This is a genomic window from Mesotoga sp. UBA6090 (assembly GCF_002435945.1).
Taxonomy (GTDB): Bacteria; Thermotogota; Thermotogae; order Petrotogales; family Kosmotogaceae; genus Mesotoga.
In genome coordinates this window covers 1-18,898 of record NZ_DIXC01000048.1, presented here as the reverse complement: position 1 = coordinate 18,898, position 18,898 = coordinate 1, and the positions used below count along the sequence as shown (strand labels likewise).

At 47.4% G+C, this 18,898-nt stretch carries 16 protein-coding genes; 9 read left to right on the top strand and 7 right to left on the bottom strand.

What is annotated here, in order from left to right; translation table 11 throughout:
* Nucleotides 1–57 precede the first annotated feature (57 nt).
* The 6 genes from B3K42_RS07390 to B3K42_RS07365 form a co-directional block, all read right to left on the bottom strand.
* A complete protein-coding gene (locus B3K42_RS07390) occupies nucleotides 58–1,113 on the bottom strand; it encodes a zinc-dependent alcohol dehydrogenase (RefSeq protein WP_292598008.1) in 1,056 nt (351 codons plus the stop codon).
* A gap of 224 nt (nucleotides 1,114–1,337) precedes the next feature.
* Nucleotides 1,338–2,165, bottom strand: a complete 828-nt coding sequence (locus B3K42_RS07385; protein ID WP_292598006.1) for a carbohydrate ABC transporter permease — start codon at nucleotides 2,163–2,165, stop codon at nucleotides 1,338–1,340.
* Nucleotides 2,158–3,045 carry a carbohydrate ABC transporter permease gene (locus tag B3K42_RS07380; protein ID WP_292598002.1) on the bottom strand — a complete coding sequence of 296 codons (888 nt, stop codon included), beginning with the start codon at nucleotides 3,043–3,045 and terminating at the stop codon, nucleotides 2,158–2,160. The genes B3K42_RS07385 and B3K42_RS07380 overlap by 8 nt, the downstream gene beginning before the upstream one ends.
* Nucleotides 3,046–3,098: 53 nt before the next feature.
* On the bottom strand, nucleotides 3,099–4,379 hold the full coding sequence (locus tag B3K42_RS07375) for an ABC transporter substrate-binding protein (RefSeq protein ID WP_292597999.1): 1,281 nt from the start codon (nucleotides 4,377–4,379) through the stop codon (nucleotides 3,099–3,101).
* 21 nt (nucleotides 4,380–4,400) lie between these two features.
* A complete protein-coding gene (locus B3K42_RS07370) occupies nucleotides 4,401–5,186 on the bottom strand; it encodes a nucleoside phosphorylase (protein WP_292597996.1) in 786 nt (261 codons plus the stop codon).
* Between the two features lie 12 nt (nucleotides 5,187–5,198).
* Nucleotides 5,199–5,942: a GntR family transcriptional regulator gene (locus B3K42_RS07365; protein WP_292597995.1), complete on the bottom strand. Its 744-nt coding sequence runs from the start codon at nucleotides 5,940–5,942 to the stop codon at nucleotides 5,199–5,201.
* Nucleotides 5,943–6,479: 537 nt separating this feature from the next.
* On the opposite strand from B3K42_RS07365, the gene B3K42_RS07360 reads away from it, so the two are divergent.
* From B3K42_RS07360 to B3K42_RS07335, 6 genes are all read left to right on the top strand, one after another.
* Nucleotides 6,480–7,727, top strand: a complete 1,248-nt coding sequence (locus tag B3K42_RS07360) for an ROK family transcriptional regulator (protein WP_292597994.1) — start codon at nucleotides 6,480–6,482, stop codon at nucleotides 7,725–7,727.
* 28 nt (nucleotides 7,728–7,755) lie between these two features.
* On the top strand, nucleotides 7,756–8,682 hold the full coding sequence (locus tag B3K42_RS07355) for a sugar ABC transporter substrate-binding protein (RefSeq protein WP_292597992.1): 927 nt from the start codon (nucleotides 7,756–7,758) through the stop codon (nucleotides 8,680–8,682).
* Between the two features lie 24 nt (nucleotides 8,683–8,706).
* Entirely contained in the window at nucleotides 8,707–9,918 is a 1,212-nt protein-coding gene (locus B3K42_RS07350; RefSeq protein WP_292597990.1) for a hypothetical protein, read from the top strand.
* A complete protein-coding gene (locus tag B3K42_RS07345) occupies nucleotides 9,902–11,452 on the top strand; it encodes a sugar ABC transporter ATP-binding protein (RefSeq protein ID WP_292598032.1) in 1,551 nt (516 codons plus the stop codon). Before B3K42_RS07350 ends, B3K42_RS07345 begins: the two co-directional genes overlap by 17 nt.
* A complete protein-coding gene (locus B3K42_RS07340) occupies nucleotides 11,453–12,403 on the top strand; it encodes an ABC transporter permease (protein WP_292597988.1) in 951 nt (316 codons plus the stop codon).
* A gap of 335 nt (nucleotides 12,404–12,738) precedes the next feature.
* Entirely contained in the window at nucleotides 12,739–12,984 is a 246-nt protein-coding gene (locus B3K42_RS07335; protein ID WP_292597986.1) for a hypothetical protein, read from the top strand.
* Nucleotides 12,985–13,163: 179 nt separating this feature from the next.
* Here the strand turns inward: B3K42_RS07335 and B3K42_RS07330 are convergent, their stop codons facing one another.
* Nucleotides 13,164–13,682, bottom strand: a complete 519-nt coding sequence (locus B3K42_RS07330; protein ID WP_292597984.1) for an isoaspartyl peptidase/L-asparaginase — start codon at nucleotides 13,680–13,682, stop codon at nucleotides 13,164–13,166.
* A gap of 752 nt (nucleotides 13,683–14,434) precedes the next feature.
* On the opposite strand from B3K42_RS07330, the gene B3K42_RS07325 reads away from it, so the two are divergent.
* The 3 genes from B3K42_RS07325 to B3K42_RS07315 form a co-directional block, all read left to right on the top strand.
* Nucleotides 14,435–16,918 (top strand): NEW3 domain-containing protein, encoded by a 2,484-nt coding sequence (locus B3K42_RS07325; RefSeq protein ID WP_292597983.1) that lies wholly within the window; start codon nucleotides 14,435–14,437, stop codon nucleotides 16,916–16,918.
* 193 nt (nucleotides 16,919–17,111) lie between these two features.
* A complete protein-coding gene (locus B3K42_RS07320) occupies nucleotides 17,112–18,257 on the top strand; it encodes an ROK family transcriptional regulator (protein ID WP_349680963.1) in 1,146 nt (381 codons plus the stop codon).
* A 31-nt stretch (nucleotides 18,258–18,288) separates the two neighbouring features.
* Nucleotides 18,289–18,898, top strand: a 610-nt coding sequence (locus B3K42_RS07315) for an extracellular solute-binding protein (RefSeq protein ID WP_292597979.1), incomplete at its 3' end; no start/stop codon positions are given.

Genomic DNA, 18,898 nt, shown 5'->3' with positions numbered 1-18,898 from the left:
ACAGCATTTGCAGATAACTGCCGATCGACTTCCCGACTTATGGATGATCATGAGCCTTCAAAAGGCCACTCCGAGCTTGATGCTCAGCTCGGGACTTGTATCGACGTACTTGCAGTAGGCTTCGGCGGACTCTTCAAAGCTGACGACGGGGTTGACGATTTCATCGCCGCGAAGAGAACCTGTGCATATCATCTCCCAGCAGACTCTTTCCACTCTCTTTCTGTTCCACCTCGGATAGTCAGGTCCCGGTTCACTTGCTGCACGGGAGAAGATCAACCGCCCATAATTGTAATGGGCTTCACGTCCAAAACTGATGCCCCCGAGAAACTCCTTTGCCCAGGCAACGTACGAAATTGTTCCCCCGTGAGCAAGACCTCTGAGGGCCGATTGCAGAGCAGAAGGAGCTCCGCTTGTCTCGATTATGCAGTCTGCACCGGTCTTAACGGTGAGCCTCTTGATCTCAAGTCCAACATCGCACGCTTTTGGATCTAAAGCAAAATCCGCACCTGAGTTCAGCGCAACCTCCCGTCTGACTTCAATAGGGTCGACTGCTATCACGGGGCTGGCCCCGATCTTCTTCGCGAGTTGGACAGCCAGCAGTCCTATGGCTCCAAGTCCGATTACTGCAACATGGTCACCCGGTCTCACGTTCCCGTCTCTGATCCCAGACAGAGCAAACTGAGCTGGATCATAGCACACGGCGCTCTTCCAGGAGACGGCTTTAGGAACTCTCAATAGACGGTGATTGCCTAAGGCGTTGACAATTTGAGTCTCGCGAATTCCTCCGTAAGAACAGACCCTCTCACCAACACTGTAGTCCTTCACATCCACACCCTTTGCAACAATTTTACCTACCCACATATTGCCGAGATTCCAGGAACCGAACTCAACTCCCTTTCTCTGATCCGGTGATCGGGGAACTAAAAGCTTCCAGTCGTCATCGTAACGTTCGTCTATAAGCGGACTCTCGCCTCTGAAATCAGCTATCTCCGAACCGTGCTTTGGAGAAGCGAACTCGACTTCAACCATAACCTCGTTCGCCGCTATCTTCCTGTCCCGGTATTCAACAATCTCCGCTTTTCCTGGCGCAGTTGCAACAAGCATTCTTGGCATTTCCCCTTACCCCCTGTTCAAAAACTGTTTTCCCGTTTCGATTATTATCCCATACGACAAACTACATGCTTCGTTTCCTGAAGACAATTCCAAGAATTTAAGAATCGTAAGTGTTTTTGGGGCAACAGGGAAAGCATTGAATGTGTTGAAGGAAGCGATGCAGCCGACGGTTTTTTCCAGTTGCTTCTTTTTTGGCCGTAACCTGCCAAGCTTGAATCCAGGCTCTATTTAGAGCTTCCCATTGTAAGGCCTCGAACGAGGTCATTTTGCACAAGCAGACCGAAAACGATCATAGGGAGTACGGTGATTACTGCCGCTGCGCTCATTACTCCCCATTCTATGTTTCTTTCACTTACGAACATGTTGACCAGAACGGGTAGAGGTCTGGTGTCTCTGCCTGTAAGAACCAGGGCAAACAGGAACTCGTTCCAGGCGATGAGGGCGCACAGTATGGACGTGGCCGAGAGTCCAGGCATGACGAGGGGGATGACAACTCTCCTCAACGACTGAAATCGCGTGCACCCATCTATCATGGCAGCTTCTTCAAGAGAGGTGGGGATCTCCTGAAAGAAACCGCGCATCATCCAGATCGCGAACGGGACGCTGAAAAATGAAAGCGCCAGGACAATAGGAAGGTAAGTATTCGAGATTCCCAGATATCTGGCGATCATGAAGAAGGGCAGGACCATGACGATCGGCGGCGTCATTCTTGCTAGCAGGACGACAAAAGCGATCGTGTTTGCATGTTTCCAGTCAAACCTTGCCAGAGCGTAAGCCGCCGGTACCCCAAGCAAAAGGGCTATGACTGTCGAGAAAAACGTTATGATAACACTGTTGATTAGAGAACTGACAAACTCGGAATTTCCGAAGAACTTCGCGTAATTCTGGAAAGTAATACGTGCCGGGAACCACTTGGGTGGCATCGAGAACTGGTCGGCCTCAAACTTGAAAGAGGAAAGTAGTATCCATGCCAGTGGTACCAGAGTCCAGATTAGCGCCACTGCTATGACTACAAAGACCACTATTCTAGTAAAGAGTTTCCTCCTAAGCATAGTTCTTTCCACCACCTATTATCTTCATGTACAGTATCGTGAAGACCACAGCTATTGCAAATGTCAGCATGTTAATTGCCGATGAAAAGCCAACATCGTACGATTGAAAGGCAGTTCTGTAACCGTAGAAGGCGAGAGTCTCTGTAGCAGTTCCGGGCCCTCCTCCAGTCATTATAAATACAATATCGAAGACGCGCAGAGATGTAAGGGTCCTTATTACCACTGCGACCAGTATCGAAGGCCTGAGAAGCGGCAGCGTTATGTAATAGAATCTCTGAAGGGAACTTGCTCCATCCACAAATGCTGCTTCATACGGTTCGTAAGGGATTGATTTTAGCCCTGCAAGCAATACGAGAGTCACAAATGGAATGTACTCCCACGCATCGGCAACAATCAATACAGGCATCGCCGCAGAGGGATTTGATAGAAGGGGTTTGTCGACAAGTCCTCCAAGTCCAATCTGCCTGAACAAATGGATTATCGGTCCATAATCGCTGTTGAGGACGAACCGCCAGACATACCCAACGACAACGGGAGCGATCATGAATGGGACCAGTAAGACCGACTGAACAATCTTCCAGCCTTTGAATTCCGTATCCAGGGCAAGAGCTATGCACAGCCCCGCAATCAGCTCTATTAAGACTGCCCCCAGAACAAAGTAGAAGGTCCTTCCCACAGTGTCCAGCGTGAACGGGTCGGTGAATAGCCTGACGTAATTGCTGAAGCCCGCCGCTCTTATGCCCAGATCTGGCCTGAGCAGATTCCACCGCAGAAAGGACATCACGACCGTATACGTCAGCGGAATCATGAAGATTATTACTATAAAAACCATTGAAGGAAGAATATACGAATAACCTCTAGATCTATGTCTCGACTTCATCTGATCACCTATTATAAGAAATGCCGGGTCTTTCGACCCGGCCCCGTATCAAATCAATAGTAGCCTCCGTCTCTCATAAGTCTGTCAACTTCCTTAACTGCATCATTCAAAGCCTGTTCGGCAGTTTTCGTTCCCGCCAAGAATTCCGAAACCGCCGGAGCTATTATGCCGCTCACAATGCTTCCGCCTTCGGGAATCAAAGGTACCATAGGCGTCGGGATACAGTTTTCCATAGCGGCAGCGAAATCGCCGATCCATGGGAACGACTCGGCAAGCGCGGGACTGTTGAGAGCCGAGAACCGTGCAGGTATGTTGCCCGTAGGCGCTGCTTCAACCTCGTTCTGCGTCTCTGTAACATAAAGCAACCACTCCAACGCCGCTTCCTTGTCCCGAGCTCCGCTGCTGACCGAGAACCCCCAGGAAATGTAGAGCATCGGAAGTTTCTCTCCCAGTTTCTCTTCTGGTCTCGGGAATCCGATGAAACCACCCTTGCCAACTACAGACGACCTCGATTCATCTTCGACGTAGAACATTCCAGTTGTCCAAACCTCTGCCATTGCGCTGCGTCCACTTATGAATTCATTCAGGGCTTCCTGGAAGTCATAGTTCATTGCAGCGGGATTGGCGAACTGGAACATGTACTTCACTTCTTCTAGAGCCTCGATGCCGGCTTCGGAGTTGAAGATCGGGCGCATGTTCAAATCTAGCAATGCTCCACCTTTTGCCCACAGCCTTTGCATGAAGTGGGTCGCAAGGAAGATGCTTCTTCTTCCCATGAGAGTTACCCCGTAAAGACTCGGCGGCCTGTTGAAAAACTCTGCGATATCTCTGTACTGCTCTAGAGTCTGTGGCGGCTGAAGTTCGTAGCCGTATTTGGCAATGAAATTAGCCTTTTCCGTCGGGTCTTCGAAAAGGTCCTTCCTGTAGATTATCCCTCCGAGTTCGTTCATGTAGGGTACGATGTACGTCTTGCCATTCAGCTTGGCGTTTCTTATTCCCGGAATATCCGACTCGTTGATCTTCTCGTATCCAGGAATATCGCTGATCGGGTAGATGTAGTCGCCAATCGAAAGAGCCGGGTACCAGAGCATAGAAATGTAAGGTACGTCTATCTCTACCCTTCCGGAAGTGTACCCGAGCATTAGTTGATCAAGGTAATTTGCATAAGGAAACTGCTGAATCTCAACTTCGATTCCGGTCTCTTTTGTAAACCCCTCCATTCTGGTCTTCCACGCGTCTGTGTGAATTCCAACCTCACTTGAGAGCTGAAGCGGAACTGCGAAACATGAAACAGTCAAGAGAACAACAAGAAAAAGCAGAAATCTGTTTCTCATAGAATCCCCTCCCTTTGGTCGTTATACAAGATCTTCGCTGTACATTTTCTCTATTGCAGTCAAGGTGATTTCGATTGAATCTTTCACTGAGTCTTCGATTTGGTTTCTCCTCGGATTCTTAACGGAAAGATCTACCTTTGAGCCGGCGGATTGCCTGTATCTGTTTGCATAACATACACCGATGAATCCAGCCTTCACGCCACGCAGGTAAGAGATCACAAATAGAGCCGAAGCCTCCATCTCAAGTGAGACTACTCTTCTTCCGCTCCAGCTCTGGAAATATTCGGGATCGCGTTTGTAGAAGCATGAATGGGTCCAGTTGATTCCCGTAACGATCTTTCTTCCAAGAGTTCTTGCCGAAGCCGTCAGGGACGAGTAGACATCTGGAGAAGGCACTGCGGGAAAATTCTCCGGGACGTAGTAGTTCGAAGCTCCATCATCACGTACACAACCGTACGGCACAACGATATCCCCCTCATTTACGTACTCTTGCAGTCCGGCTACGCTACCTATCCTTATCAGCACCCTCGCCCCCACATTGATAAGCTCTTCATATGCGATACTTGCCGAAGGGCCACCCATGCCGGTAGAAGTAACGGAGACCGGTTTGCCTTTGAACTCACCTGTATAGGTGATAAGGCCCCTGTTTTCCGCAATCTTTCTGGTGTTGCTAAGTCTACTGACAATCTTCTCAACTCTTCCCTGATCTCCCGGAACGATAACTACCGGTGCTATGTCTCCCGGCTGACACTCGATGTGATACTGAAACTTTCCTTCAAGTCCGACCGGCTCTCTGTAATCCTCCATGATAATGTCACCTCAAATCTTCTTTCTGAGAACGTGTATTCTGAACACCGCCGTGTTTATGAAATCCTCCGAGTAGAGCATCGGAATGTTCTTGATGTCCCTGTGAACTTCCTTCAGCAACACTATTGATTCGCCAGATCTCATTTCAAGAAGTCCGGCCAACTCTTCGTCGACGAGTCTCGATTCTATTTCGGCAATTGCGTATCTGATGGGATCCTTGAAGTTTTCTTCCAGAAGATCAAATAGAACCAGCTCCTTTGCCTTCCTTCCTTCAAGCGTCTTTAGCAGGGCCTCCGTTTTTCCCGGTATTCTCTCGGATGCTATGTAAGTTCTGGCGAATATCGCCGGGATACCGTCGGCCGCATAGACCCTCTCCGTCAGCACAAGACTCTCATTTTCAGGCATCTCCAACTTTTCTGCCAGCCTTCGATCGGCCTTGACTACTCGGAATTTGTCATAGATCAGCTCGGCACTCTTTCCAGAGCTGGAGATGATTCTCGTCAGACCTCTCAAGTATTCAATCCCCGTATGTACAAGCCCGCTGTCCTTAACAACAAAGGTTCCGAGACCCTGCCTTCTTACGACAAGGCCGTCCTTTTCCAGCGCCGTTATTACTTCTCTAAGAACGGTCTTGCTTGCACCGTAATCCTCGCAGAGTTTCTCTATTGAAGGAAGCTGCGTCCCGTCACTCATCTTCTGGACTTCTTTCTCTATTTGAGAATATATGATCTCGTAAAGTGATTTTCTTCGTGCCATGAATTTGATCTACCTCCAGAAATGCTAGTCATCATACGTATTATGTATGATGTATTATGAGTATACAAAATCTATTCATTATTTCCTTACTGAATTCCTGGCGATACTGACCGATTCCGATTGTCTAGGGGTGATTATTTGGATTGTTCTCATCCTCTGGCATTATTGCTGCCACAATGAAGAGTCTTTCGCGTTCAGTTTTCGATTCACAGCAAGATTATTCTCTCAAAGTGCATGTCTTGGCTCCAACTAAGATGCAAGACTCATCCACTTTCATCTTTAAGTACAAGGTTATCGAAGATTTGCAGGAGGACGGCGTTGATGGGATTATTTTCGAGGATAGAGAAATCATCTCTAACATTTCTACCACTCGATTACGGTTCAAGAGAGAAGAGGGAAAGTGATTAGTTGTCAAATCCTGCTTGTAGGGTCGGCGCCATCGAGCCAGCTTGCCCTTTTGCATTGACGCTCCGAGGACTATAATTAAATTGAATTAGTTAGTATTTTTTATTTACCAACTTAGATGATGTCCTTCTGGTGTTTTCTGAGAGCAATCTCCTGGTTGTCAGTCAGAGAATCGAAGGAGAAGAGAATACAGGAAGGAAGCTGGAGGAAGAAGTGGTATCGAAACTTACTGAGATCAGAACGAGCGAGATTCTGAGGATAATTAGAGAAAGAAAGAGTACTTCTCGAGTCCAAATATCGAAACTGACCGGACTTAGCAAACCGACTATATCTTCAATTGTCAACGACCTGGTTGAAGAGGGTGTTGTAAGAGAGAACGGTCTCGGACAGAGCAAGGCTTCCGGTGGCAGAAAACCTATCAATATCTCTTTCGCAAAAGACTACAGAAACGTACTTAGTGTTGACATAGGCGGAACTAAGACTATCTTCGCGTTGATCGATCTCGACGGAAATATCCTAAAACGCGACACAATAACCACTGACCTTCTTCGTACCAAGAGGGGTCTGGTAGATGAGTTGAATGAGAGACTCGAGAGTTACATAGAGGAAGTCGGAAAAGAGAAAGTGCTGGGAATCTCTGTAGGAATTCCCGGTACTGTAGACAGGGCTACACAGAAGATAAAATACATGCCCTCCTTCGATATCGGGAATCTTGATCTCAAGACTCCGGTCGAGAAGAGGTTCGGGATTTCGACGCTGATCGAAAATGATGTTACACTTGCCGCCTTCGGCGAGTCATGGATCGGTTCTGCAAGACAGTTCAATGATGTGATCCTGGTTTCGATTGGAACCGGTATCGGCTCAGGGATTGTCATCAATGATTCGGTTTACAGAGGATCCGTCGGTGGAGCCGGTGAAATCGGCGAATTTGTCACCGATTGGTCTACAGAATCAAAGATGAATGCGGGATTTGGGAGACTCGAACAGTGGTTCTCGGGATATTCGCTAGAGTCTTTCTGCAGGAACAACGGCTGGGAATTCAGCGTAAAAGACCTATTTGAGAAGATGGACTCCGATGAGAGAATCCTTGAAAGAATTACGGGAGGCTGCGAACATCTTGCGCTTGCATTTGCCAATGCTATTATGCTTCTCGATCCAGCAAGACTTCTGATAGGAGGTGGTATTGGCTTCAACCAGTATGATCGGATTTTCCCAATAATCGACAGCACTCTGAGGAAGGTTCTTCCAGAAGAGCTTTACAGACCAGATCTGCTTGTCAGAGCGGCTCTTGAGCCTTACAGTGTTGTCATTGGCGGAGCTTATTTTGCTCAGAAAGAATTGCTCCTTAAAGAGGTTCTAGGGGGAACTTCAGGATTTTGAATGCAAGACACTACAGGAGGAGGTACCTATGAGAAAGATTACTGTTCTACTAGCTTTGATCTTCGTTCTAATGGCAGGAATTCTCTTTGCGACGGACGTTGCAGTTTTGCTTCCCGGAACCGTTGAATTCTTCAGCGTTCAGAGAGTAGGGTTGGATGCGGCCGCTCAGGAATTTGGACTTAACCTGATCTATGCCGATGCAGAATGGGATGCAGGCAAGCAGCTGTCTCAGGTTGAGAACTTCATCGCAAGAGGTGTGGATCTCGTGTTGCTTTGCGCGGCGGATAACATGGCACTTCGAACTGCGGTAACTCGCTGCAACGAAGCGGGAATTCCATTGATCACATTCACAAACAGTATCGGAACAGATCCTGAAGGCAAGTATCCAGGTGTCATTAGCCACATAGGTCGTTCTGAGATAGGATCAGGGGTAGTCCAGGCAGAATTTGTCGAGAAGCTCTTTGGGAACGCCGATATCGACATAATTCTTATAGAAGGTAATCCCGGTACAACTGCCCAGAGAATGAGAGAAGAGGGTTTTCTCTCTGTCGCTGAAAGAAATCCTTCCTGGAACATAATTGAAAAGCGCCCTATCGACGGCTGGACAAAGGAAGGAACACTTGCATTCATGGAGGCTTTCCTTCAGAGTAGCAGAAATGTCGACGTCGTCGCATGCCAGTGGTGGTCGGGAGCTATAGCGGCATCGATGGCACTCAAGGAGAGAGGGATCACTGACGTAGTGGTTTTGGGCCTGGAGTATGCGAAAGAGCTCGTTCCTTACATCGAAGCCGGTGACGTTTACGCTTCCACGTATTTCTCGGTTATTGAAGAAGGCTACAAAGCAGTTGAGACTGCCCATCTGTACCTGACCGGCCAGGAAGTGCCGAAGTTCGTTGAGATTCAGCAGGTAATAGTCACAAAGGATAACGTGGCCGATTTCGAACCGGAAATGTAAGAGAAATACGACAGGAGGTCGCTGATGTCTGAAGCAGGTAAGATCAATATCCTCTCACAGCTGTTTTTAAATGAGGAGCTCTCCAGGGATAATTCCAGAAGCCTTACAGAGAAACTTTCGAAGGCAAAAAAGGCAGGACTACAAAAGCTCATTATCTGGTCGGTCCGGCCCAAATATCTTTCCTCGCTTGTTTTGATTTGCAGAGATGTTGGGATTTCTCCGCATCTCTGGTATCCCATACTTGCAGACACTCCAGCAGATTTCGACACGGACGCCTTCAAAATCGTCAGAACGTTAGACAGCGGTTGGTCGGAGATACTGGAATCCCAAAAGGCGGGCGGTGAGGAGTTTAAATTTCTTTGCCCCAACAAGGTAAGGCAAGAGGAGGCTTTTCTAAGCCGCTTCGAAGAAATTCTTGGCCTTGCCGACTTCGACGGTGTCTTTCTCGACAGGATCCGTTTTCCTTCGCCGGCCAATGGGATAGGAGAGATGCTTACCTGCTTCTGCGACACCTGCAAAGAGAGATCGAGCGCAACGGGTTCAGCCTTTGAGGAGGCTATTCACGGTTTTATGAAAAAGCTCGGTTCGAAGGGGGGAATGGACGAAGTACTCGACACTCTCAAAGAGTTCTATAGAATTACTGGGGAATTTCTCGAGTTCAGAAAGTCATCGGTGCTCCAACTGTTAACTTCATATGCCGACAGGGCGAGAAATCTGGGCCTTGAAGTGGGGGTGGATCTTTTCTCCCCTTCGCTTCGAAATTTCGTTTCGCAGGATTACGAGAGGATATCCAGGCATGTGGATTGGATGAAGCCGATGGTTTACTGTAAAACAATGGGGCCGGCCGGACTTCCGATGGAACTTCTCTCTCTGGCAAAGATTCTCGTGGAGCACGCCTCACAACTTTCGGAGAGAGAAGCGCTCGAGATTATCGGAGAGCTGACCGGCCTTGTATTGCCTGAAAGCTTTGAAGAAGTAAGAATGAAAGGCATCGATCAGAAGAACTATGAACTCGAGCTGAATAAGATCGACCAGATGAATCTCAATCCAGTAACGAGGATCTTTCCCGGCTTTGAAGCGGTCAATCTCCCCCCCGTGTGTTCGGTAGGCCTGGAGGAAGTCACGAATTATGTAGAGGCAACTCTTAGAAAAGGCCATGATGGGTTTGTTCTCTCCTGGGATATAAGACACATAAGTGATGCAATTCTCGAGTATGTGGGTGATTGCGTTGAATAGAGACACTGCCGGCTCTAGACTGATTCTCGAAGTGAAGGAAATATCCAAGAGCTTTCCCGGTGTTCAGGCTCTTGACAAGGTAGACATGGATGTGAGAGAGGGGGAGGTCCACGCTCTTCTGGGAGAGAATGGATCGGGAAAGTCGACGCTCACAAAATGCATTGTAGGAGCTTATCAGAAAGATTCGGGGACCATTCTCTACGACGGGAAGGAAACCAGCTTCTCATCTCCAACGGAATCTTTCAGGCAGGGAATAAGCGTTATCTATCAGGAGAGGAGCCTCATTCCCAAATTCACCGTCGAGCAGAACATATTCCTCGGTGACGAGATGCAGGTCTCGGGCCTGCTTTCAGAAAAGAAGATGAGAAAGAGATTTCGCAGCCTTTGTGAGTCGTATGGATTTGATCTCTCACCGAACGAGAAGATATTCAGGCTCGGGGTGGCACAGCAGAAGGTTGTGGAAATCATGAAGGCACTTTCCAGGAATTCGAGGGTTGTGATCATGGACGAGCCGACGGCCTCGCTTTCGAAGGAAGAGGCCGATCATCTCTTCAAGATCATCTCTCAACTTAGAAGCAAGGGAATTTCGATCCTGTATATCACCCATATTCTGGAAGAGGTTTTCAGAATTACCGATAGAATTACAGTCCTCAGAGACGGCAGGAAGGTCTCCACTCTGAATACTGCTGAGACTGACAGAGAAGAGATCGTCAATCTAATGGTCGGTGAAGTCTTTCATGACATCGAAGTTATTTCGAGTTCAGCAAAGTACGACCTTCCACCCGTCATATCTGTAAGGAACATTCAAAAGTTGCCTAGAGTAAGGGATATCTCATTCGAAGTCTATCCCGGTGAAGTGCTTGGAATTACCGGTCTCACCGGCTCGGGAAAAACGGAGCTGGCCAGGGCGATTTTCGGTGCCGAGAAAGCAGACAGCGGCGAGATAACTGTTGAGGGCAAGAGAGTGAATCTAAACTCGCCGGTAGATGCCATAAATGCAGGGATAGCGTTAATACCCGAAGACAGGAAATCCGACGGTCTCATAATGCTTTTCGAGGTTTTCAAAAATATCACTCTCCCTTCGATAAGCGATTTCACTGCGACGCCCGGATTGATCCTGACGAAGAGAGAATATGTTAAGGCGAATGAATACAGGGAAAGGCTTAACATCCGGCTTGCTTCGATACATCAGCAGACGAAGTTTCTTAGCGGAGGCAACCAGCAGAAAGTCGTAATTGCAAAGTGGCTGCTGACCAATCCAAAATTGCTGATCATGGACGAGGCGACTCAGGGAATCGATGTGAAGGCAAAGAGTGAGATCTACTCGATTGTAAGAGAGCTTGCCGAGAACGGCTTCTCAGTTATCTTTATTTCCTCTGAAGTGCCGGAAGTTCAGAGAGTATCCGACAGAATCCTTGTGATAGCAGATGGAGAGGTCGTAGGAGAATTCAAACGCGGAGCTCGCCAGGACGAGATCCTGAAGAAAGCGTTGAGCGGAAAACAAGAGCATCTAGATAATCAGGTGGTGAGTTGAATGTCAGGACCCGCTGTTAAGTCGAAGTTGACAAGCTTTCTAGGAAAGTACAAAATCATTATCGCATTCTTTGTGTTGGCGCTGGTCATCTCACTTATGACACCCAACTTTCTATCTTGGAGAAATATCATAAACATATTCAGGCAAAGTTCGATAATCGGTATAATGGCTATCGGCTCCACATTTGTCATTATCGGCGGCGGGTTCGATATCTCGGTCGGTTCACTGCTGGCTCTTTCCGCCGCTATGGCGGTTGGACTCCAGTCTTCTATGCACTGGTTCTTCGCAGTGATTGTCGTTTTGCTAGTTGGTGCCGCCTTTGGAGCTGCAAATGGATTCCTTTGCTCGAAGATTCATATCCCGCCAATCATTGCCACTCTGGGAACTATGACGATCATAAGAGGAATCGTTTATATGTATACAGGCGGTTATCCTCTTTATGTCGATTCAGAAGGGTTTGCTTTCATCGGCAATGGCTACATAGGGCCGATTCCCTTTCCAATAATTCTGCTGCTGATCCTAGTAGCTCTGGGTCAGTTCATTCTTGTTAAGACGAAATTCGGTCGGTACTCCTGTGCGATAGGTGGGAACAAAGAGGCGGCCAGACTCTCCGGAATCAAAGTCGACTTCTACATGACCCTGACCTTCGTTGCCGGAGGAGTAATGGCTGCAATGTCAGGAGTTGTCTACGCATCCAGGCTGCTTTCGGTTACGCCTCTTGCCGGCCAGGGCTATGAGCTGGATGCGATAGCTTCTGCAGTAATCGGCGGTACAAGCGTGTCCGGGGGAGAAGGTTCAGTCGTGAGAACTCTCATTGGGGCGTTGTTGCTGACGATGATAACCAATGCTTTCAACTTGATCGGAATAGATCTTTATGTTCAATATGTGTTCAAAGGACTTGTAATTTTGGCAGCGGTTGGATTCGATTCATTCTACAAGGCCCGTGGCTAGAAGATAAACTCTTCATACGAAAAGAGCTCTGAAGGCTGATTAAGGCGTGCTAGAATTCACTTTGTCATAGGTTGCCGGCACTCTATTAGGGCTGATCGGTGACGCTAATGACGATCACAGAACGGTAGAGTCCCTCTTGAATTTAACAGTCAGCCACACTGGTTCTAGATTGCCGTGGAGTCGAGAGCAACATTCAGCCTTCCTGAAGTGAGAATACCCTTACAGAATCTTGCTGACTCAAATCACCTCTGATACAAGCGAAGTTCAACTTAGCGGTCTGTTTGTTTGTAGAGAAAGGAAGCTTGATTCAAAGGGGGGATGATGTGGTTCACCGGATGGAGCTGCTTGCGAGAATGGGTATTGCAAATGAAGTTCCAGAGATCAAGAGACAGATTGACAGGCTCCGATTAGTACTCCGGAAATCCGGAGCAAGATTTGCGGAGAAGCTCCCTCATCCTTACTTTACTCACTGGAACTCTTATGTAGGCTTGGCGCTTGAAGAGAACTGGAAATCGCCATTAAGGAGAATCAACGATCTCACGTTCAGGAGTCTACTGATCCTCTATTATGCGAATGTGTGAGCCCGAATTTGCTGAGAGTCCTTTGGTTCATTTGAATCCCATCTTTGTCTTCCGGATCAGTCAAACCGGGAATACATTATGGGCACGAAAGACCCGTTATGGGAGAGACCGGCGTTCCCTTCGTCATCCAGGGCGATCACTCCACATTGGAAGCCTCGTTCAGAACAAATCTCGACAACTCAGTCGCAGGCTTCCTGAACCACTTGGCCACCTTCGACGAGCTCGACGAGCTTTCTTGTCACTCCGACTCTCAGTATTCCCTCTCCAAGTCCGGTTGCCGAAGCTCCAGCAGATCTCGATGCGAAAGTTCCGGCCCCTATGACGGGAGTATCTCCCACCCTTCCCGGAAACGCGTAGGACATTCCCCCGGTCGAAGCTCTGGCGACGATGTGTCCCTTTGAATTGATTGCTACTGCTCCGAAAGTAGAGAAGATTCTCTGTTCAGCCAGCAGTTTGGAGTACTTTCGAACAAATTCTCTATAATCCTCCGGAAGCTTTTCGATTTCTCTATTATCAGTATTTGCATGCTGCTCATCCGGGCTTTTCTCTTTGAATCCCATGAGTCTGGCGAATATCTCGGCCCCCTTGCCAGAGAGCATTAGGTGGGGAATTTCCTCCAGGATCTTTCTCGCCACGCTGATAGGATGAGCGAAATTCCTTATTCTGATTACAGCTCCTGCCGCCTCGTTACTACCCATAATTGAGGCAGCCCTCTGACCCCCAATGGTTGGACAAGAAGTAAGCGAATCGCGGTTATTCGATCTAATAGGAGTTTCATAAAGGTAAGTCATTAAATCACCGCGACTTGCACCCATTTATTAGAATCTGTAGGTGTGAAGCCAAAGTGATGTGTTATTAATGTTAACTTCCGGAGCGTTTTACATACCGCAAGCCTTCGAGCCAGAATGTGGTTCGAAATGTCTGAGATGGTTATGGGAGTGCACTGAGCGAGCACTGAAAGATAACATAAAAGAGGTCTATGAAAACACTGAGCTGACAAAATGAAGTACACTTCTCTTCCTCTTCATGCTTCGGGAGTAGGCTTTGGAGATCTTCTCTTTGTTGGAACAAGAAATCTAAAAAGTCTAGAATTCGCCATCATTTGGGCGAATCACTTGCTGCCTTTCTCGAACTCTTCTCTATTTTGGACTGGCAACCGTAAGATCTACTTCGAATGAGAGAACGAAAAACATCTATGCGCAATTTTCAATACATGTATAACGACAACAGTCAAACGAGACATAGTGAATCAATCAGAACCTTCATTCTTACTAAATCACTACTAAAGGCTTTGTTCTTAAGTAAAAACTAGTATTATCTCATTTCTTTAGAGAGTTGTGATTAAGGTACAATTATCAATGTAATAAGTTAGGCAAGTTTACTAACGTGATTTCGTTTAGGTGTTCCCGTCTCCAAGTAAGTCCGTTGCTAGAAAAAAGGAGGTATGAGAATGAAGAAAAGTCTGATTTTACTGGTGCTTTTGTGCTTGATTGTTTTTACCGGTCTCGCCAAGAGCTACGTGTTCGAAGCGATACCGGAAACAGGTCTTGCAAAGACAATACTTGCGCTTCAGAAACTTCCTGTATTTGGTACGGTATTCATGGTCGGTGCTCACCCCGATGACGAAGACAACGGGATGCTCGCCTATCTTGCCAAGGGACTGCATCTCGACAGCTACTACCTTGTTTCAAACTGGGGACAAGGTGGTCAGAACGAGATCGGGCCTGAACTTTACGATGCCCTTGGAGTTTTGCGATCACAAGAACTGGCATCGGCAAGGGTAATTGATGGAGGAAAACAGCTGCATTTCGGCGCTTACGATTTCGGCTACTCGAAAACAGCCGAAGAGACTTTCAACGATCCAAACTGGGACAGAGAAACGATAGTCGGGAATCTAGTCGAACTCATTAGAATCTACAAACCGGATATTTTACTGGGCAGACATGCCCCGACCGGAGGTCACGGCCATCACCAGGCTTGCGGCGAACTTGTACCGGAAGCTGTTTTGGCAGCTGCAGATCCTAACATGTACCCCGAACAGCTCGAAGCAGGGCTTCAGGTATGGCAGGTTAAGAAGTTCTATCAGGCTGGGTCCGGTGGTATAAGAGTCAATACCGGTGAGTACAATCACATGCTTGGCTACTCCTACAACCAGATAGGACGTATAGCACGTGGCAGTCACCAGTGCCAGGGAATGGCCGGAAGCCTCGGAACACCTGGAGATGCCTACTCAAACTATGTACTTTTGAGCAGTGTTTTCGGAATGGAAGAAGCAGGATTTCTTGATCACATGGATTTCTCCTTGAAGGCAATATCTAACGGTATAGAAGGAGATTTTTCGGTGATCGCAAAGATAGACGGAATGCTCCTTGAATTGAACGGTATCACAAGTTCCATTCTTGCCGGATTCAATGCGTTGGATCCGACTGGAATTGGCGATGAAGTTCTCGAAGGACTGTCACTTGTAAGAGAAATGATTGCATTTGCAGAGGAATCGAATCTCTCAGACTCCAACAAGGAATTGCTGATTGAAAGACTAACCATGAAAGAGGCCGACTTCCTGGCCGCGGCTCGTGAAGTCTTCTCGACAAAACTCATTGTCACAGGCAACGACTCTGCGGTAATACCTGGCCAGAGCTTCGAAGTCACTGCAACTTTCTGGAACCTCGGTCAGGAAATCGTTGACAAGGCCGAGTTATACTTGGCGCTTCCCAAGGGTTGGACGACAGATGTGGAAAGCGTAGTCTTCGAATCCATAAAGTTCAATACCAACGGACAGGCCAAGTTCAACGTAACCGTCGCAGAAGATGCTGCTTACACTGACGCTTTCGATGAAAATCCGATCAGCGCAGTGGCGGTATGGGATGTGATGGGAAAATCAGTCTGGACAGAATCGACGGCAGATGTCAGAGTGGTTCCGAAGGTCTCTGTATCAATGGATCCTGAAAGATTGATGGCTCCGGCATCTTCTTCGGCAGTGACGAAAACGATTACCGTAAAGATTCAAAACAACTCGAAAGAAGCCATTTCCGGAACAGTCGACCTGGAGCTCCCCTCCGGTTGGGTAATTGTAACCCAAGATACATCATTCTCTCTGAGCAAGGAGGGCGAAATCAAGTCGATGCAGATTGATTTCAGGATTCCAGCCAACGCACCTCTTGGCGAATCCGAAATCGTTGTAGAAGCCATAGTTGATGGAGAGGTCTTCAACGAAGGCTTCCAGGTCATTGCATATCCTCACATCGAAACGAAATATCTCTACAAGCCTTCGATCTTCAGCGTTGCAGTTATTGATGTGAAAGTTGCCGCTGATCTGAAGGTTGGTTATGTGGATGGTGGACTGGATATAAACACAGTGTACCTGAGACAGATGGGAGTGGATGTTACTGAATTGAGTCCTGCTGATCTTGCTTCAGGTGATCTCAGTCAATACGACACAATAGTTATTGGCATGAGGGCAGCCACAACCAGACCGGATATCGGGGCAAATTCTGCACGACTTAATGAGTACGTATTCAATGGTGGAAACCTTCTTGTTCAGTATCATAAGACAGGCGAATATAATAGTAGCTGGGCTCCCTTCGATTTCACTATCAGCAGAAACAGAGTTACAGTCGAAGAAGCAGAGATGAAGATACTTGTCCCAGATCACCCGATCTTCAACTGGCCGAATGTGATTGGAGATTCAGATTGGGAAGGCTGGAAGCAGGAAAGAGGTCTCTACTTCCCGAATGAATGGACTCCTGAGTTCACTCCGTTGATTGACACCGATGACCCCGGTGAAGATATCGAGCCAGGTTCACTATTGATTGCGAACTACGGAGAAGGAACATACATCTATACAGCGCTCGTATGGTACAGGCAGCTTGATTATCTTGTACCGGGCGGCTACAGAGTCTTCGCGAATATGTTGAGTTTACCAAAGGTGAAATGAGGCAGTTAGAGAATCCGGGGGCCCCAAAGGTCCCCGGTTCTTTAAAGTATCAAATGTCGAGAAAACTAACGATAATTGATTTTATTTGTCTTTATCGCTCTTTGTTCAGCTCAGCTCACCAGTATTCCCGTTATTTGATAAGAGTCCATTCGATGTATAATGTTAGTAAGTTAAGCTACTTAACAAAACAAAGGTGATTCGAGTGAGTCGATGCTTACGTGAAACTGAAGAAAAAATAATGCGAATAGTCAGAAATGAGGGACTGATTTCCAGGGCAGACATATCCAGGAAGAGTGGCCTTAGCAAGCCAGTTGTATCTGTCGTCGTGAACAACTTCATCTCTCAGGGTTCAATAGTCGAAGTAAAAGAAGGTGAGAGTTCAAATCGCGGCGGGAAGAAACCCATGCTCTTATCTTTCGTTCCCGATTACAAGTACGTAGTTGGTGTCGACGTCGGAGGTAACAAACTGATCTCTATTCTGTCGGATCTTGACGGCAAAATAGTCGAAAAAGTAAAGTTCTCCACAAAGTCGATATCCGACGAAAAGGCATTTCTGGAGCTTGTCGAGAAGTCAATACTCAAGGTGATGAAAGTACCGGTCTCGAAAGTAATGGGAATTGGAATCGGAGTTCCGGGTACTGTTGATCCAGAGAGTGGAAGCATCTTCTATATGCCCGCATTCGGTCTTCGAAAAGTGAATCTGCGGAGTTATATCGAAGAGAAATTCGAGGTTCCGACATTCGTTGCGAACGATGTTACACTTAACGCTTTGGGGGAACTGTGGGCAGGAGCTGCAAGAGGATGTAGGAACGTTTTTCTGACCGCTCTCGGCACGGGGACGGGTGCAGGATTGATCATAAACAACGAGCTTTACGAAGGATCAAGCGGAGTTGCTGGAGAGATAGGATACATGATAACCGATTGGAGCAGAGAGAAGAACTTGAGCTTCGTATTTGGAAGTCTTGAAAGCTGGTTCTCGGGATACGCATTTGAAAAGCTTCTTTCAGAATTCGAAAACGAACCATCGGTCGCACAGATGTTTGATCATTCAGACAGAAATCCGAGATTCAAAGAGATAGTTACGGTGGCCTGTGAGCACCTGAGCGTGGTTATCGCGAATGTCATCACACTGCTTGATCCAGATGTTGTTGTCATAACCGGTGGAATCGGTTACAACCAATACGACAGGATACTCAGTCTAATAATGCCTGTACTGAAGAAAACCGTTCCCGCTGAAATACTGGAACGCGTGACTTTTAAGCGTGGGGAACTTGGTGAAATGGGGGTTTCGTTAGGAGCTGTGTGCAATGTTCAAAGAAAAGTCTTCATGGAAGTGTGAGCTACATCACAATTTTGGAGGTGGGTAGTAAATGAAAAGAGCACTGTTATTATTGCTGGTACTTTCGGTTGTCTTTGCCGGTTTTGCCGGTGCAGTAAAAATAACTTACTGGCAGTACTATTATGAAACGAAAGTGAAACTGGTGGATCAGCTGATCGAAGAGTTCGAAAAACAGAATCCGGGAATTGAAGTAGAGCACGTTACTTTCCCTTACGAGAATTTCAACGAAAAGGTCGCGGTATCTGTTCCTGCCGGAGTCGGGCCGGATGTTCTCACTCTCTTCTACGGATGGATTCCACTTTACGTCACTTCTGGATACCTTGTTCCTCTTCCCGAAGCGGAATTCTCTCCCGAATATCTCAGCAGTGAGTTTTTCCCGTTCGTCTCCAAAGGAATCGAGTTCGACGGGATCCCATACGCCCTTCCGACTGCTGTAAGGTCCCTCGCACTCTTCTGGAACAAGGATCTCTTTGCAGAAGCTGGTCTCGATCCTGAGGCTCCACCAACGACTTTCGCAGAGATGGTTGAATTTGCAAAGAAGCTCACAAAGTATGACAACAAGGGCAACATAATTCAGGAAGGCCTGACTATGCAGCCATCCGGTCAGGGTCACCAGTGGATAAGAGAGGTTCTTGTAAGAC

Bases quoted from the DNA above. Each gene is read 5' to 3' on its own strand.
- B3K42_RS07390 (WP_292598008.1), bottom strand. From the start codon at position 1,113: ATGCCAAGAATGCTTGTTGCAACTGCGCCAGGAAAAGCGGAGATTGTT.
- B3K42_RS07385 (WP_292598006.1), bottom strand. From the start codon at position 2,165: ATGCTTAGGAGGAAACTCTTTACTAGAATAGTGGTCTTTGTAGTCATA.
- B3K42_RS07380 (WP_292598002.1), bottom strand. From the start codon at position 3,045: ATGAAGTCGAGACATAGATCTAGAGGTTATTCGTATATTCTTCCTTCA.
- B3K42_RS07375 (WP_292597999.1), bottom strand. From the start codon at position 4,379: ATGAGAAACAGATTTCTGCTTTTTCTTGTTGTTCTCTTGACTGTTTCA.
- B3K42_RS07370 (WP_292597996.1), bottom strand. From the start codon at position 5,186: ATGGAGGATTACAGAGAGCCGGTCGGACTTGAAGGAAAGTTTCAGTAT.
- B3K42_RS07365 (WP_292597995.1), bottom strand. From the start codon at position 5,942: ATGGCACGAAGAAAATCACTTTACGAGATCATATATTCTCAAATAGAG.
- B3K42_RS07355 (WP_292597992.1), top strand. From the start codon at position 7,756: ATGAGAAAGATTACTGTTCTACTAGCTTTGATCTTCGTTCTAATGGCA.
- B3K42_RS07350 (WP_292597990.1), top strand. From the start codon at position 8,707: ATGTCTGAAGCAGGTAAGATCAATATCCTCTCACAGCTGTTTTTAAAT.
- B3K42_RS07340 (WP_292597988.1), top strand. From the start codon at position 11,453: ATGTCAGGACCCGCTGTTAAGTCGAAGTTGACAAGCTTTCTAGGAAAG.
- B3K42_RS07335 (WP_292597986.1), top strand. From the start codon at position 12,739: ATGGAGCTGCTTGCGAGAATGGGTATTGCAAATGAAGTTCCAGAGATC.
- B3K42_RS07330 (WP_292597984.1), bottom strand. From the start codon at position 13,682: ATGGGTAGTAACGAGGCGGCAGGAGCTGTAATCAGAATAAGGAATTTC.
- B3K42_RS07325 (WP_292597983.1), top strand. From the start codon at position 14,435: ATGAAGAAAAGTCTGATTTTACTGGTGCTTTTGTGCTTGATTGTTTTT.